Genomic DNA, 16,227 nt, shown 5'->3' on the forward strand with positions numbered 1-16,227 from the left:
AGCGGTCAGGGTGGTTTTACCGTGGTCAACGTGACCGATGGTGCCCACGTTTACGTGGGGCTTGGAACGTTCAAACTTTTCTTTTCCCATTTTCAGGATCCTCTAACTTAAAAGTTTTAAAGGGACTAAAGCTTAAGCTTTGTTCTTGGCAATAATTTCGTCAGCGACGTTTTTCGGCGCTTCCGCGTACTTCAGGAATTCCATGGTGTAGGTCGCACGGCCCTGGGTCGCAGAACGCAGGTCAGTGGCGTAACCGAACATTTCGGCCAGCGGCACTTCCGCGTTTACAACTTTACCGGAGGTGCTGTCTTCCATGCCCTGGATCAGGCCGCGACGACGGTTCAGGTCGCCAACAACGTCACCCATGTTCTCTTCCGGAGTAACCACTTCCACTTTCATCATCGGCTCGAGCAGTACCGCACCGCCGACTTGTGCCAGCTTCTTGGTTGCCATGGAACCGGCGATTTTGAACGCCATTTCGTTGGAGTCCACATCGTGGAAGGAGCCGTCGTACAGGGTAGCCTTCAGGCCCAGCAGCGGGTAGCCAGCCAGAACACCGTTCTGCATCTGCTCTTCGATACCTTTCTGTACCGCCGGGATGTATTCCTTCGGTACCACACCACCCACGATGGCGTTTTCGAATTCCAGACCTTCCTGGGACTCGTCTTCTGCCGGCTCGAATTTCACCCAAACGTGACCGTACTGACCGCGACCACCGGACTGACGAACGAACTTGCCTTCGATCTCAGAGGTGTTGCGGATAGTTTCACGATAGGCCACCTGCGGCTTACCGATGTTGGCTTCCACGTTGAATTCGCGACGCATACGGTCAACGATGATATCCAGGTGCAGCTCACCCATACCGGAGATGATGGTCTGGCCAGTCTCTTCGTCGGTCTTCACGCGGAAAGACGGGTCTTCCTGAGCCAGCTTGCCCAGAGCGATACCCATTTTTTCCTGGTCCGGCTTGGACTTCGGCTCAACCGCTACAGAGATTACCGGCTCCGGGAACTCCATTCGCTCGAGAACGATCTTGGCGTCTTCGGCACACAGGGTGTCACCAGTGGTCACATCTTTCAGGCCGATAGCCGCGGCGATGTCACCTGCCAGTACTTCTTTGATTTCTTTACGGTCGTTGGAGTGCATCTGCACCATACGGCCGACACGCTCTTTCTTCTCCTTCACGGAGTTGTATACCGCGGTGCCGCTTTCCAGCTTACCGGAGTACACACGGAAGAAAGTCAGGGTACCAACGAAGGGGTCGGTCGCAATTTTGAAAGCCAGAGCAGCGAAAGGCGCGTCGTCGTTCGCTTCACGGGTCTCAACGGTCTCGGCCTTGTCCAGCAGAGTACCTTCGATCGCTTTCACCTGGTTCGGCGCCGGCAGGTATTCGATTACCGCGTCCAGCATGGCCTGCACGCCCTTGTTCTTGAACGCAGAGCCGCCCAGAACCGGTACGATTTCATTGGCCAGGGTACGCTGACGGATAGCTGCCTTGATTTCTTCTTCGGACAGCTCACCTTCTTCCAGGTACTTTTCCATCAGTTCGTCGGTCGCTTCCGCAGCCGCTTCGACCAGGAATTCGCGCATCTCTTCGCACTCGTCCTGCATGTCAGCCGGGATGTCGGCGTAGTCGAAAGTCATACCCATGTCTTCTTCGTTCCACAGGATGGCTTTCATTTTTACCAGGTCGACAACGCCCTTGAACTCATCTTCGGAGCCAATGGTCATCTGCAGCGGTACTGCAGTGGCGTTCAGACGGGTTTTCAGCTGGCCTACAACCTTGCGGAAGTCTGCACCGGCGCGGTCCATTTTGTTGACGAATACCATGCGCGGTACTTCGTACTTGTTGGCCTGGCGCCATACAGTTTCGGTCTGCGGCTGAACGCCGGAGGAACCACACAGTACAACTACGGCACCGTCGAGAACACGCAGGGAACGCTCTACTTCAATGGTGAAGTCAACGTGTCCGGGAGTGTCGATGATGTTTACGCGGTGCTGCGGAAACTGCTGCTGCATGCCAGCCCAGAAACAGGTGGTTGCGGCGGAGGTAATGGTGATACCGCGCTCTTGTTCCTGCTCCATCCAGTCCATGGTGGCTGCGCCTTCGTGCACCTCACCAATTTTGTGGGACAGACCGGTGTAGAACAGTACGCGCTCGGTAGTCGTGGTTTTACCGGCGTCTACGTGGGCGCAGATACCGATATTGCGATAGCGTTCGATAGGCGTTTTACGTGCCACAGTTGTATCCTCGATATAACGGCAAAAGGCAGCGCGGAGTTTTACCTTCCTTGCTGCCTTTCGGTTTTAATTTCCGATGGAAATAATCATCAGACTTAGAAGCGTCACTATCTTAGAAACGATAGTGGGAGAACGCTTTGTTGGCTTCCGCCATACGGTGCACGTCTTCACGCTTCTTGACCGCGCCGCCCTTGTTCTGGGAAGCATCGATCATTTCATTGGCCAGACGCTGGGCCATAGACTTCTCACCGCGCTTACGGGAGAAATCTACCAGCCAGCGCATTGCCAGCGCGGTACGACGTGCCGGACGCACTTCTACCGGTACCTGATAGGTAGCACCACCAACACGACGGGACTTTACTTCCACCATCGGGGCGATGTTTTCCAGGGACTCTTCAAAAATTTCAATCGGATCTTTGTTCAGCTTTTCTGAAACCAGATCCAGTGCACCGTAAACGATGCTCTCTGCCACGGACTTCTTACCAGAGATCATGACATGGTTCATGAACTTGGCCAGGGTCACGTTCCCAAACTTGGGATCGGGCAGCACTTCGCGCTTGGCGACTACTCGTCTTCTTGGCATGGGATTGCCTCTCTTCAGGGTTACTCTGAGATGCCGCCGCACTAACTAACAAATAGTAAATACAACTCGGCGAGCTCAGCCTTACTCCGGTTATTCGTTAAACCGAAACGCAATGTTGTCTAGGGCAATTAAGCCTTAGGACGCTTGGCACCGTACTTGGAACGGCCCTGCTTGCGATCGTTTACGCCGGCACAGTCAAGTGCACCGCGTACAGTGTGATAGCGCACACCCGGCAAGTCTTTTACACGACCGCCGCGAATCAGTACCACGCTGTGCTCCTGCAGGTTGTGGCCTTCACCGCCGATGTACGAAGTTACTTCGAAACCGTTGGTCAGGCGCACACGACAAACTTTACGCAGTGCGGAGTTCGGCTTCTTCGGTGTAGTGGTATACACACGAGTACAAACTCCACGGCGCTGCGGGCAAGCTTGCAGTGCAGGCACGTCGCTTTTTTCAACTTTGCGTTTTCTCGGCTTACGAACCAACTGGTTGATCGTTGCCATTAAAAATCACTCCAAAAATAAAACGCCCCCACCATGAACAGCAGTGAGGGCCTATCGTCAGTGCGCGATATGCCGCCGAACCGAAGGTCGCCCTTCACGTTCAACAAACAATCGCACCCCATTAGCGGGGGCCGCATTCTATAAACGTGGCCACCCCGAGTCAACCACCTGCCGAAGTAAACACTCACATCGGCAGGCGACTGCGATCCGGAACAGACCGGTCAGCTGCTGAAACAGCGAACCAACCGGTCAGACTACTCCGTTCTGTAGACCTTATTCCCCGGAAGATTTCAGGGCTTCGGTCAGCGCGGCTTCCACCTCTTCTGCAGAAGGACCTTCGGCAAAGCCGGTGGTCAACTGCTGGGTGCGGCGGCGCTTGCGCTCGGTGTGGTAGGCAAGACCGGTACCGGCCGGGATCAGACGCCCAACTACCACGTTTTCTTTCAGGCCGCGCAGACTGTCTTCCTTGCCGGTAACTGCCGCTTCGGTCAGTACGCGGGTGGTCTCCTGGAAGGAGGCCGCAGACAGGAAGGACTCGGTGGCCAGGGACGCTTTGGTGATACCCAGCAGCAGACGCTCGAACTGAGCCGGCTGCTTGCCTTCGGCACGCAGACGCTCGTTCTCTTCCACCACGCGCTGGTATTCCACCTGGTCGCCCTTGATGAACTCGGAGTCGCCCATCTCGAGGATTTCAACTTTACGCAGCATCTGACGCACGATGGTCTCGATGTGCTTATCGTTGATGCCTACACCCTGGAGGCGGTAAACCTCCTGGATCTCGTTAGTGATGTAGCGCGCCAGCTCTTCCACGCCCTTCAAGCGCAGAATGTCGTGCGGGTTGGACGGGCCATCGGAGATAACCTCGCCCTTCTCTACGGTTTCACCTTCGAACACGGTCAGCTGACGGTGCTTCGGAATCAGTACTTCGTAGTGATCCTTGCCGTTGGCCAGCGGCTTGCCGTCTTTCGGGGTGATCTGCAGACGTACCTTGCCTTTGGTCTCTTTACCGAAGGAAACAGTACCGGAGATCTCCGCCAGGATGGACGGCTCTTTCGGCTTACGGGCTTCGAACAGGTCGGCAACTCGCGGCAGACCACCGGTGATGTCCTTGGTACCGCCAGATTCCTGCGGGATACGTGCAACGATATCGCCCACGTTTACCTTGTCGCTGTCCTTCAGGCTCAAAATCGCCCGCGGCGGCAGCGCGTAGTGCGCCGGCGCGTTGGAGTTGGCCAGGGTCAGCTCTTCACCATTTTCATCAACCAGCGTCACCGCCGGACGCAGGTCTTTACCCGCTGCCGGACGCTCTGCCGGGTCAATCACTTCGATTGAAGACAAACCGGTGATTTCGTCGGTCTGCTTGCGAATGGACAGGCCATCTTCCATACCGGACAGTTTCACCCAACCGGCAACCTCGGTGATGATCGGGTGGGTGTGCGGATCCCATTTGGCCACGATCTGGCCACCATCAATGCTGGAGCCTTCGTCAACGGTGATTACAGCACCGTACGGCAGCTTGTAACGCTCGCGCTCGCGACCAGCGGGATCTGCCACGGCCAGCTCACCGGAACGGGAAACCGCCACCAGGTTGCCACCTTCGGTTTTCACAGTCTTCAGATTGTGCAGACGCACGGTGCCTGGCTGCTTGACCTGAATACTGTCCGCCGCAGAGGCACGGCTCGCCGCACCACCGATGTGGAAGGTACGCATGGTCAGCTGGGTGCCCGGCTCACCGATGGACTGGGCCGCCACAACACCCACGGACTCACCTGGGTTGGCGCGGTGACCACGGGCCAGATCACGGCCGTAACACTGGGCACAGATGCCGTGTGCGGTCTCACAGGTAATCGCGGAGCGCACGATTACTTCGTCGATCCCCATACCTTCGATACGCTCGACCCAGGCTTCGTCGATCATGGTGCCAGCCGGAACCGCGATTTCTTCACTGCCAGGCTTGATCACGTCACGCGCAACCACACGACCGAGGATACGGTCACCCAGGGATTCGATGACGTCACCGCCTTCGATCACCGGTGCCATGGTCAGACCATCGTCGGTACCACAATCGATCTCGGTGATTACCACGTCCTGGGCTACGTCTACCAGGCGACGGGTCAGGTAACCGGAGTTCGCGGTTTTCAGTGCGGTATCCGCCAGACCTTTACGCGCACCGTGGGTCGAGATGAAGTACTGCAGTACGCTCAGACCTTCGCGGAAGTTCGCGGTAATGGCGTTCTCGATAATGGAACCGTCCGGACGCGCCATCAGACCACGCATACCGGCCAGCTGACGAATCTGCGCCTCACTACCCCGTGCGCCAGAGTCGGCGTACATGTATACGGAGTTGAAGGAATCCTGCTCGGTCTCATTACCTTCGCGATCGATCACCGGCTCTTTCTTGATACCGGCCATCATCGCCTGGGTCACCTTGTCGTTGGTACGGGACCAAACGTCGATGACCTTGTTATATTTCTCGCCCGCGGTTACCAGACCGGACGCGAACTGGGTTTCGATCTCTTTCACTTCCTCTTCCGCAGAAGCGATCAGGTCGGCCTTGGCCGCCGGGATCTCGAAGTCGTTCACACCGATGGAGGAACCGGACTTGGTGGAGAAATCGAAACCGGTGTACATCAGCTGGTCAGCAAAGATGACGGTCGCCTTCAGGCCCACGTTGCGGTAGCACTCGTTCAGAACGCGGGAGATCGCCTTCTTCTTCATCGGCTGGTTCACGTGTTCGAAGGGCAGCCCTTCCGGCACGATGTTCCACAGCAGTGCGCGACCAACGGTTGTGTCGTACACAGTGCGGGTAACCTGCTTCTCGCCGTCTTCACCGATGGAAGTCTCGTCGATACGCACCTTGATCTTCGCCTGCAGGCCAACCTGCTTGGCGTAGAAGGCGCGACTCACTTCCTTGATATCGGAGAAGAACATGCCTTCGCCTTTATCGTTCACACGCTCACGGGTCATCCAGTACAGACCCAGTACCACGTCCTGAGACGGTACGATAATCGGCTCACCGTTGGCGGGCGACAGGATGTTGTTGGTGGACATCATCAGCGCGCGGGATTCCAGCTGCGCTTCGATGGTCAGCGGTACGTGTACCGCCATCTGGTCACCGTCGAAGTCGGCGTTGTACGCCGCACACACCAGCGGGTGCAGCTGGATCGCTTTACCTTCAATCAGTACCGGTTCGAACGCCTGGATACCCAGACGGTGCAGGGTCGGTGCACGGTTCAGCAGTACCGGGTGCTCGCGAATCACTTCGTCGAGGATGTCCCATACCACCGCCTCTTCGCGCTCGACCATTTTCTTGGCCGCCTTGATGGTGGTGGCCAGGCCGCGGGCTTCCAGCTTGCCGAAAATGAACGGCTTGAACAGCTCGAGGGCCATTTTCTTCGGCAGACCACACTGGTGCAGACGCAGGGTCGGACCAACCACGATCACGGAACGACCGGAGTAGTCCACACGCTTACCCAGCAGGTTCTGACGGAAACGACCCTGCTTACCCTTGATCATGTCGGCCAGGGATTTCAGCGGGCGCTTGTTGGAACCGGTGATGGCGCGACCGCGACGGCCGTTATCCAGCAGTGCGTCCACAGACTCCTGCAGCATGCGCTTTTCGTTGCGCACGATGATGTCCGGCGCGTTCAGCTCGAGCAGGCGCTTCAGACGGTTGTTACGGTTGATCACGCGACGGTACAGGTCGTTCAGGTCGGAGGTCGCGAAGCGGCCACCGTCTAGGGGTACCAGCGGGCGCAGATCCGGCGGCAGTACCGGCAGTGCCTGCATGATCATCCACTCCGGCTTGTTGCCGGACTTGTAGAAGGCTTCCAGCAGCTTCAGGCGCTTGGACAGCTTCTTGATCTTGGTTTCGGAGTTGGTCGCCGGGATCTCTTCGCGCAGACGCTGGATCTCGGACGGCAGCTCGATGTCATTCATCAGCTCCTGGATGGCTTCTGCACCCATTTTCGCTTCGAACTCATCGGCGAACTCTTCCATCGCCTCGAAGTACTGCTCGTCGTTCAGCAGCTGGCCGCGCTCCAGGGTAGTCATACCCGGGTCGGTCACCACGTAGGATTCGAAGTACAGCACGCGCTCGATATCACGCAGGGTCATATCCAGCAGCAGGCCGATACGGGACGGCAGGGATTTCAGGAACCAGATGTGCGCAACCGGGCTCGCCAGTTCGATGTGGCCCATGCGCTCACGGCGCACTTTCGCCTTGGTGACTTCAACGCCGCACTTTTCACAGATGATGCCGCGGTGCTTCATGCGCTTGTACTTACCGCACAGGCACTCGTAGTCCTTTACCGGGCCAAAAATCTTGGCACAGAACAGGCCTTCGCGCTCCGGCTTGAAGGTACGGTAGTTGATGGTCTCCGGCTTTTTCACTTCGCCGTAGGACCAGGAGCGAATCATGTCCGGCGAAGCCAGACCGATACGGATAGCGTCAAATTCTTCGAGCTGATCCTGGGCTTTCACCAGGTTTAACAAATCTTTCAAGGCCTTTCCTCCACTAGGGGGTAGTCATTCCGGCCAACTGCCTCTGGGGCCGGAAGTGCCGGTGGTGGTGATTCCCGATCGCCGCCACCGGCCTCTGTCTACTAAATCCGATTAATACCAGTGTTACTCGTTTTCCAGCTCGAAGTTCATACCCAGCGAGCGGATTTCCTTGACCAGTACGTTGAAGGATTCGGGCATGCCCGGCTCCATGCGGTGGTCGCCATCCACGATGTTTTTGTACATCTTGGTACGACCTTCCACGTCATCGGATTTGACCGTGAGCATTTCCTGCAGGGTGTAAGCGGCACCGTAAGCTTCCAGTGCCCACACCTCCATCTCACCGAAGCGCTGACCACCGAACTGCGCCTTACCACCCAGCGGCTGCTGGGTAACCAGGCTGTAGGAACCAGTAGAACGCGCGTGCATCTTGTCGTCTACCAGGTGGTTCAGCTTCAGCATGTACATGTAGCCCACGGTTACCGGACGCTCGAAAGAGTCACCGGTACGGCCGTCGTACAGCGTGATCTGGCCGGAATCCGGGATGTCCGCCAGACGCAGCAGCTTCTTGATTTCAGGCTCAGCGGCACCGTCGAATACCGGAGTCGCCATGGGTACACCGCGACGCAGGTTTTCGGACATGGCCAGAACTTCTTCATCAGACAGCTCGTTCAGATCTTCGAAACGACCGCCGGTGGAGTTGTAGACCTCTTCCAGGAATCCGCGAATCTTCGCTGCTTCCTGTTTCTCCTTGACCATGCGATCGATCTTCACACCCAGACCTTTCGCCGCCATACCCAGGTGCATTTCCAGAACCTGACCGACGTTCATACGAGACGGTACACCCAGCGGGTTCAGAACCACGTCTACCGGCTCGCCGTTTTCGTCGTACGGCATGTCTTCCACAGGTTTGATCACGGAGATCACACCTTTGTTACCGTGGCGACCGGCCATCTTGTCACCGGGCTGGATGCGACGCTTGATCGCCAGGTAAACCTTGACGATTTTCAGCACGCCCGGCGCCAGGTCGTCGCCGGATTCCAGTTTTTTCTTCTTGTCTTCAAACTGCTCGTCGAGCAGCTTGCGGCGCTCTTTGAGCTGGGCTTCGGCTTTTTCCAGCTGCTCGTTCAGGCTGTCTTCGCTCATGCGCAGCTTGAACCAGTCTTCACGCGGCAGGCCGGCGAGGATTTCAGCGTTCAGTACGTCGCCTTTCTTGACGCCCTTACCGCCGGCAACGGATTGTCCGTCCAGTGCAGCCGCCAGACGCTCGAAGGTTGCACCTTCAACGATGCGGTACTCTTCGTTCAGGTCCTTGCGCACTTCGTCCAGCTGGGCTTTCTCGATGGCGAGAGAGCGCTGGTCTTTCTGCAGACCGTCGCGGGTGAAGACCTGTACGTCGATCACGGTACCGCGGGTGCCGGAAGGCGCACGCAGGGAAGTGTCTTTAACGTCAGACGCCTTCTCACCGAAGATCGCACGCAGCAGTTTTTCTTCCGGAGTCAGCTGGGCTTCGCCTTTCGGAGTCACCTTACCAACCAGGATGTCGCCAGCGCCCACTTCGGCACCGATGTACACGATGCCGGACTCGTCCAGTTTGTTCAGCGCAGATTCGCCCACGTTGGGGATATCCGCGGTGATTTCTTCGCTACCCAGTTTGGTATCACGGGCAATACAGGTCAGTTCCTGAATGTGGATGGTGGTGAAGCGGTCTTCCTGAACCACGCGCTCGGATACGAGGATGGAGTCCTCGAAGTTGTAGCCGTTCCACGGCATGAACGCGATGCGCATGTTCTGCCCCAGAGCCAGCTCACCCAGGTCAACGGACGGGCCGTCGGCCAGGATGTCACCGCGGGCAACCACGTCGCCGGTCTTCACGATCGGGCGCTGGTTGATGCAGGTGTTCTGGTTGGAACGGGTGTACTTGGTGAGACCGTACAGATCCACACCCGCATCACCGGCTTCCACTTCTTCGTCGCGTACGCGTACAACCACACGGCTGGCGTCAACACGCTCGATCACACCGCCGCGCTTCGCCACGATACAGACACCGGAGTCGCGCGCTACAGTGCGCTCCATGCCGGTACCTACCAGCGGCTTTTCAGCGCGCAGGGTCGGAACCGCCTGACGCTGCATGTTCGATCCCATCAATGCGCGGTTGGCGTCATCGTGTTCCAGGAACGGAATCATTGCCGCAGCAACGGACACTACCTGACGGGCGGACACATCCATGTACTGGATTTCGTCCGGGGTCTTCAGGGTAAATTCGTACTGGTGACGCACGCTCACCAGGTCATCGGTAAAGCGACCGTTTTCATCTACCGCTGCAGAAGCCTGTGCAACCACGTAGTTGGCTTCGTTAATTGCAGACAGGTATTCGATCTGGTCAGTTACCTGACCGTCGACAACCTTGCGGTACGGGCTTTCCAGGAAGCCGTAGTGGTTGGCACGGGCATAGGTCGCCAGGGAGTTGATCAGACCAATGTTCGGTCCTTCCGGCGTCTCAATCGGACATACGCGGCCGTAGTGGGTCGGGTGCACGTCGCGCACCTCGAAGCCCGCACGCTCGCGGGTCAGACCACCCGGACCAAGCGCGGATACACGGCGCTTGTGGGTAACTTCCGACAGCGGGTTGTTCTGGTCCATAAACTGGGACAGCTGGGAGGAACCGAAGAATTCCTTCACCGCAGCGGCCACCGGCTTGGCATTGATCAGGTCCTGCGGCATCAGTCCTTCGGACTCCGCCATGGACAGACGCTCTTTTACCGCGCGCTCTACACGTACCAGACCCACGCGGAACTGGTTCTCGGCCATCTCGCCCACGGAGCGCACACGACGGTTACCCAGGTGATCGATATCGTCCACCATGCCGCGGCCGTTGCGGATCTCGATCAGGGTTTTCAGAACATCGACGATGTCGTCTTTGCTCAGGGTACCCTGGCCAGTCTCGTCTTCGCGGTTCAGGCGGCGATTGAACTTCATGCGGCCAACCGCAGACAGGTCATAGCGCTCGTCGGAGAAGAACAGGTTTTCGAACAGAGACTCCGCAGACTCTTTGGTAGGCGGCTCGCCCGGGCGCATCATGCGGTAGATTTCTACCAGCGCTTCCAGCTCGGTGCGGGAAGGATCGGCACGCAGGGTATCGGAGATGAACGGACCACAGTCCAGGTCATTGGTGTACAGCGTCTCGATATTCTTGACGTTGAGGACGCGCAGCTTAGTGATCACTTCTTCGGTGATCTCCGCGTTCGCCTCTACAACCACTTCACCGGTGGAGTCATCGATCACATCGTGTGCAAGTACGCGGCCGTACAAGTAAGAGATCGGCGCTTCCAGCTTCTCCACACCGGCTTTTTCCAGCTGGCGAATATGGCGCGGGGTAACACGGCGGCCTTCCTCTACGATCACCTTGCCCTTGCCGTCCTTGATATCAAAGGAGGCAACGTCACCGCGCAGGCGGGACGGGATAAGGTCGAGGCTGACGGTTTCGTCTTCCAGGGTGAACTTGCTGGTTTCGAAGAACATTTCCAGCATTTCCTGGGAGCTGTACCCCAGGGCGCGCAGCAGAATGGTGGCCGGCAGCTTACGACGACGGTCGATACGTACGTAGACCAGGTCTTTCGGATCGAATTCGAAATCCAGCCAGGAACCACGGTAAGGAATTACTCGCGCGGCGTACAACAGTTTACCGGAGGAGTGGGTCTTGCCTTTGTCGTGATCGAAGAATACACCCGGGGAGCGGTGCAGCTGGGACACGATTACGCGCTCGGTACCGTTAATAACGAAGGTACCGTTTTCAGTCATGAGCGGGATTTCGCCCATGTACACTTCTTGTTCCTTGATGTCCTTGATGGACTTATTCGCGGATTCTTTATCGTAAATAATCAGGCGAACACGTACACGCAGCGGACAGGCGTAGGTCACGCCGCGCAGGGTACATTCCTTGACATCAAAGGCAGGTTTGCCGAGTGTGTAGCTCACATACTCCAGAGCAGCGTTGCCAGAGTAGCTGACAATCGGAAATACAGACTTGAACGCAGCCTGCAGGCCGATATCCAGGCGCTCATCCGGGCGCGTGTCGGCCTGAGTAAATTTGCGATACGAGTCCAGCTGTATCGCAAGCAGGAAAGGCACGTCCATGACCTTAGGCAGTTTGCCAAAATCCTTGCGGATACGTTTTTTCTCAGTGTATGAGTAAGCCATTCATATTCCCCAGCTTGATCGGTGACAAGACTTCATCAGAACTGCGGTCAGATTTCTGACGATACGCAGTCCATCCGGGCGAGAAGTCTCTGCACATTGCGCTACGCTTATGGAAGTGACCAAAAAACGTACCACCCTGAGCGCAAACTTCTCGGTTTGTTTGCCGCTCGCAGTCTGAAACTTCCTTCGCCTGTGGCGCAAAAAAGCCCCATGCCGCAAACGGCAAAAAGGCCGGCGGACAAAAGTCCACCAGCCTTTCCGCCAGTTGCTAACTTAAGCAGCGACTGGCGGTAATGTGTAAAACCGAATTACTTCAGTTCTACAGTAGCGCCGGCTTCTTCCAGCTGCTTCTTCGCTTCCTCGGCTTCGTCCTTGGTAGCGCCTTCTTTGATCGGGCTCGGAGCACCGTCTACCAGTGCCTTGGCTTCTTTCAGGCCCAGACCGGTGATGCCGCGAACAGCCTTGATCACGTTTACTTTCTTGTCGCCAGCGCTTGCCAGAACTACGTCGAAAGAGTCTTTCTCTTCTGCAGCAGCTTCGCCGCCAGCAGCGCCACCAGCAACAACAGCAGCAGCTGCGGTTACGCCGAATTTCTCTTCCATAGCTTCGATCAGCTCAACAACGTCCTTAACGGACATTTCGGCGATCGCATTGATGATATCTTCTTTAGTCAGAGACATGAGTTAGTACCTGATTTCGTGTGAGCAGGAAACTGCTCGTAATTTCTTTAAAAGTGGAGAACTGCGATTTCGCTTTAGCGAAATAATTACGCAGCTTCCTGCTCTTTCTGGTCGCGAACGGCCGCAATAGTGCGAACCAGTTTGCCAGCAGACGCTTCTTTCATGCAGCTCATCAGCTTAGCGATTGCTTCATCGTAAGTCGGCAGGCTTGCCAACAGTGCGATGTCAGTCGCTACGCCTTCGAAGGCGGCACCTTTCAGTTCCAGCTTTTCATTATCTTTCGCGAACGCCTTAAGGATGCGCGCGCCGGCACCCGGGTGTTCGTTGGAGAAAGCAATAATGCTGGGACCGACGAAGTTCTCAATGAGACATTCGAATTCGGTACCGGCCAGAGCGCGACGCGCCAGAGTATTGCGGACGACTTTCAACCAAACGCCGTTCTCGCGAGCCTCTTTACGCAGGGCAGTCATGTCATTCACGGTTACGCCACGGGAATCCGCAACAACCGCAGACAGAGCACCCTCAGCAGCCTGCTGGACTTCCGCGACAATCGCTTTCTTGTCTACGAGTCCAATAGCCATAGTGTCACTCCTGGATTTGAAAAAAGATCGGGACATCATGAACCCGATCCGTTCCCGGTGTACGAGCGAAGCGGTTAACTTCGCTCAAGCTCAAATCCAGTAAAAATACTGGTTTGGGCACACCGTCTGCGTAGGCTCACTCTCTTCGGTTATTAACACCTAGCGGCCAAACCTGGCCAGAGAGTGGATTAAGCGGGGGCATTTAAACCTCAAACACCCGCCGCACCTACGGTCTTTGACGGCCCGCGCTCATGCCAAAGCAATCAGCGGACCCCAAAGTTCTTTTTACTGAACGCAGTGAATCCCGCAGGAATTACTTAACGTCCAGAGATGCCTGATCCAGAGTCAGACCCGGGCCCATGGTGGTGCTCAGGGTGATCTTTTTCAGGTACACGCCTTTCGCGGAAGCCGGCTTGGCCTTTTTCAGGTCAGCAACCAGCGCTTCCAGGTTCTCTTTCAGAGACTGGGCGTCAAAACTCACTTTACCGATACCGCCGTGGATGATGCCGCCTTTGTCAGCGCGGAAACGCACCTGACCAGCTTTGGCATTCTTAACCGCAGTCGCAACGTCTGGAGTTACGGTGCCGGTTTTCGGGTTCGGCATCAGGCCGCGCGGGCCGAGGATCTGGCCCAGCTGACCCACAACGCGCATGGCGTCCGGGGAAGCCACAACCACGTCGAAATCCATCTTGCCAGCTTTCACTTCTGCAGCCAGCTCGTCCATGCCTACGATGTCGGCGCCAGCTTCTTTAGCGGCGTCGGCATTGGCACCCTGGGTGAATACGGCAACGCGTACTTCTTTACCGGTACCGTGCGGCAGGGTGGTCGCACCGCGAACAGCCTGGTCGGATTTACGCGGATCGATACCCAGATTGATGGCAGCATCAACGGTTTCGGCGAATTTAACGTTGGAGAACTCTTTCAGCAGCGCGACTGCTTCTTCAATACCGTAAGCCTTGCCAGCTTCCAGTTTTTCAGCCATTGCGCGCTGACGCTTGGTCAATTTAGCCACTTACAGACCCTCCACTTCGATACCGGCACTGCGCGCAGAACCCGCGATGGTGCGCACCGCTGCGTCCATATCGGAAGCAGTCAGGTCAGCTTTTTTCATTTCCACGATTTCTTCGATCTGAGCGCGGGTCACTTTACCAACTTTGTCGGTGTTCGGACGGCCGGAACCGCTCTTGATCTTGGCAGCCTTGCGCAGCAGTACTGCGGCGGGCGGAGACTTCATGATGAAGGTGAAGGAGCGATCGCTGTATACAGAGATCACAACCGGCACCGGCAGGCCCGGCTCCAGACCTTGAGTCTGTGCGTTGAACGCTTTACAGAACTCCATGATGTTCACACCGTGCTGACCCAGTGCAGGGCCGACGGGGGGGCTCGGGTTGGCCTGACCGGCCTTTACTTGCAGCTTGATGTAAGCTTCGATTTTCTTAGCCATTACAGCTTCCTCTTTAACTGGGTACTAGCGCCTGCGCTGTACACTTATACAAACGTGCAACGCTCAGCTCCCCTGTTTGCCCTGAACCAGACAGCCGAAACAGGCATACCGGGATTTCAGGGACGCGAAAGCCCCCTTCCGCACATAGCGAAAGAGGGCCGAATCCTTTCAGCTCGAACTCAGCTCTTTTCTACCTGGCCGAATTCCAGCTCTACCGGTGTGGAGCGTCCGAAGATCAACACCGCCACCCGCAGGCGACTCTTCTCGTAGTTGACCTCTTCAACCACACCGTTGAAGTCATTAAACGGACCATCGATAACGCGCACCATTTCGCCCGGCTCGAACAGCGTCTTGGGCTTGGGCTTGTCGACAGAGTCGTCGATGCGATTCAGGATCGCCTGCGCTTCGCGGTCGGTAATCGGGGCCGGCTTATCCGCCTTGCCACCGATAAAGCCCAGCACACGCGGGGTCTCTTTGACCAGGTGCCAGGTGTCGTCGTTCAGCTCCATTTCCACCAGCACGTAACCGGGGAAAAACTTGCGCTCACTTTTGCGCTTCTGGCCGGCACGCATTTCCACCACTTCCTCGGTGGGAACCAGAACCTCACCGAAGAGGTGATCCATCTCGTGCAGCTCAATGCGCTCCTTGAGCGTGTTTTTTACACGCTTTTCATAGCCGGAGTAGGCCTGAACCACATACCAATGCTTTGCCATGGATTAACCTTTAGCCAATGATCTTGGAAGCAATCCAGCCGAGACCGGAATCCAATGCCCACAGAATGACTGCCATCAGCAGCACAAACACCACCACAATCAGAGTGGTCTGGGTCGCTTCCTGGCGGGTCGGCCATACTACGCGGCGCACCTCATTCTGTGCTTCCCGAAGCAGATTCCAGAAGGCACTACCCTTCTCGGTCTGCACCGCAACAAATACTGCCGCCAGACAAAGCACAACAATTGCCAGCACACGATACAGCAGGGGAATTTCGGCGTAGTAGGAATTGCCGGCAACCGCAGCGCCTACCAACAGCGCCACCAGCAGCCACTTGAGGCCGTCAAGACGAAAGGTTTTCGCCTCTACTTTAGCGTTCATACAAAGAAGCCTTTAGCGCGCCCCAATACCGCAAGGCGCCTTTATTGCCAACGACCACAAAGAGCGACAGCAGTACAGGATAGCCCAACTGCAGGCCCCTTGCGGGCATCTGAAAGTTGGCAGGCCAGGAGGGACTCGAACCCCCAACAGCCGGTTTTGGAGACCGGTGCTCTACCAATTGAACTACTGGCCTGGAACACTTCCGGAAGCAGACAGCGCCACCCCGGAAAAAATGAGGGGCGGATCATACCATCCAACCCCACATTTGCAAGCGCGACCGCCAATTCATTTGACGGCCACACAATACATCGCTTACTCGATGATCTTGGCTACAACACCAGCACCAACGGTACGGCCACCTTCACGGATCGCGAAGCGCAGGCCTTCTTCCATGGCGATCGGG

13 protein-coding genes and 1 tRNA gene are annotated in these 16,227 nt (G+C 56.7%); all 14 read right to left on the minus strand.

The genetic code is table 11. The annotated features are described in order from the left end of the window. Positions 1–90, minus strand: a 90-nt coding sequence (locus ACXAG1_RS16835; RefSeq protein WP_475120330.1) for a GTP-binding protein, incomplete at its 3' end; no start/stop codon positions are given. A 42-nt stretch (positions 91–132) separates the two neighbouring features. Next, positions 133–2,241 carry an elongation factor G gene (gene fusA / locus ACXAG1_RS16840; protein WP_475090665.1) on the minus strand — a complete coding sequence of 703 codons (2,109 nt, stop codon included), beginning with the start codon at positions 2,239–2,241 and terminating at the stop codon, positions 133–135. A gap of 112 nt (positions 2,242–2,353) precedes the next feature. Next, a complete protein-coding gene (gene rpsG, locus ACXAG1_RS16845) occupies positions 2,354–2,824 on the minus strand; it encodes a 30S ribosomal protein S7 (RefSeq protein WP_010130334.1) in 471 nt (156 codons plus the stop codon). Positions 2,825–2,952: 128 nt separating this feature from the next. Next, the gene (rpsL, locus tag ACXAG1_RS16850) at positions 2,953–3,327 is read right to left on the minus strand and encodes a 30S ribosomal protein S12 (protein WP_077406714.1); all 375 of its coding nucleotides are present in this window, start codon (positions 3,325–3,327) and stop codon (positions 2,953–2,955) included. Between the two features lie 273 nt (positions 3,328–3,600). Continuing rightward, on the minus strand, positions 3,601–7,830 hold the full coding sequence (gene rpoC, locus ACXAG1_RS16855; RefSeq protein WP_475090667.1) for a DNA-directed RNA polymerase subunit beta': 4,230 nt from the start codon (positions 7,828–7,830) through the stop codon (positions 3,601–3,603). Between the two features lie 123 nt (positions 7,831–7,953). Further along, a complete protein-coding gene (gene rpoB / locus ACXAG1_RS16860) occupies positions 7,954–12,027 on the minus strand; it encodes a DNA-directed RNA polymerase subunit beta (protein WP_475090668.1) in 4,074 nt (1,357 codons plus the stop codon). 308 nt (positions 12,028–12,335) lie between these two features. Then, the gene (gene rplL, locus ACXAG1_RS16865) at positions 12,336–12,707 is read right to left on the minus strand and encodes a 50S ribosomal protein L7/L12 (RefSeq protein WP_475090669.1); all 372 of its coding nucleotides are present in this window, start codon (positions 12,705–12,707) and stop codon (positions 12,336–12,338) included. A gap of 86 nt (positions 12,708–12,793) precedes the next feature. Continuing rightward, complete coding sequence (gene rplJ, locus ACXAG1_RS16870; protein ID WP_475090671.1) at positions 12,794–13,288, minus strand: 50S ribosomal protein L10; 495 nt, start codon at positions 13,286–13,288, stop codon at positions 12,794–12,796. Between the two features lie 313 nt (positions 13,289–13,601). Continuing rightward, positions 13,602–14,300 carry a 50S ribosomal protein L1 gene (gene rplA, locus ACXAG1_RS16875; RefSeq protein ID WP_475090672.1) on the minus strand — a complete coding sequence of 233 codons (699 nt, stop codon included), beginning with the start codon at positions 14,298–14,300 and terminating at the stop codon, positions 13,602–13,604. Further along, the gene (gene rplK / locus ACXAG1_RS16880) at positions 14,301–14,732 is read right to left on the minus strand and encodes a 50S ribosomal protein L11 (protein ID WP_043320779.1); all 432 of its coding nucleotides are present in this window, start codon (positions 14,730–14,732) and stop codon (positions 14,301–14,303) included. A gap of 179 nt (positions 14,733–14,911) precedes the next feature. Continuing rightward, positions 14,912–15,445 carry a transcription termination/antitermination protein NusG gene (gene nusG / locus ACXAG1_RS16885; protein ID WP_066967245.1) on the minus strand — a complete coding sequence of 178 codons (534 nt, stop codon included), beginning with the start codon at positions 15,443–15,445 and terminating at the stop codon, positions 14,912–14,914. Between the two features lie 10 nt (positions 15,446–15,455). After that, entirely contained in the window at positions 15,456–15,824 is a 369-nt protein-coding gene (gene secE, locus ACXAG1_RS16890; protein WP_475090675.1) for a preprotein translocase subunit SecE, read from the minus strand. A 117-nt stretch (positions 15,825–15,941) separates the two neighbouring features. Continuing rightward, positions 15,942–16,017: transfer RNA gene (locus ACXAG1_RS16895), tRNA-Trp, on the minus strand. A 119-nt stretch (positions 16,018–16,136) separates the two neighbouring features. Continuing rightward, the coding region (locus ACXAG1_RS16900; protein ID WP_076604501.1) for an EF-Tu C-terminal domain-related protein at positions 16,137–16,227 on the minus strand (91 nt) is incomplete at its 5' end.

The sequence above is a fragment of the Microbulbifer sp. ABE4_465 genome (assembly GCF_056160765.1).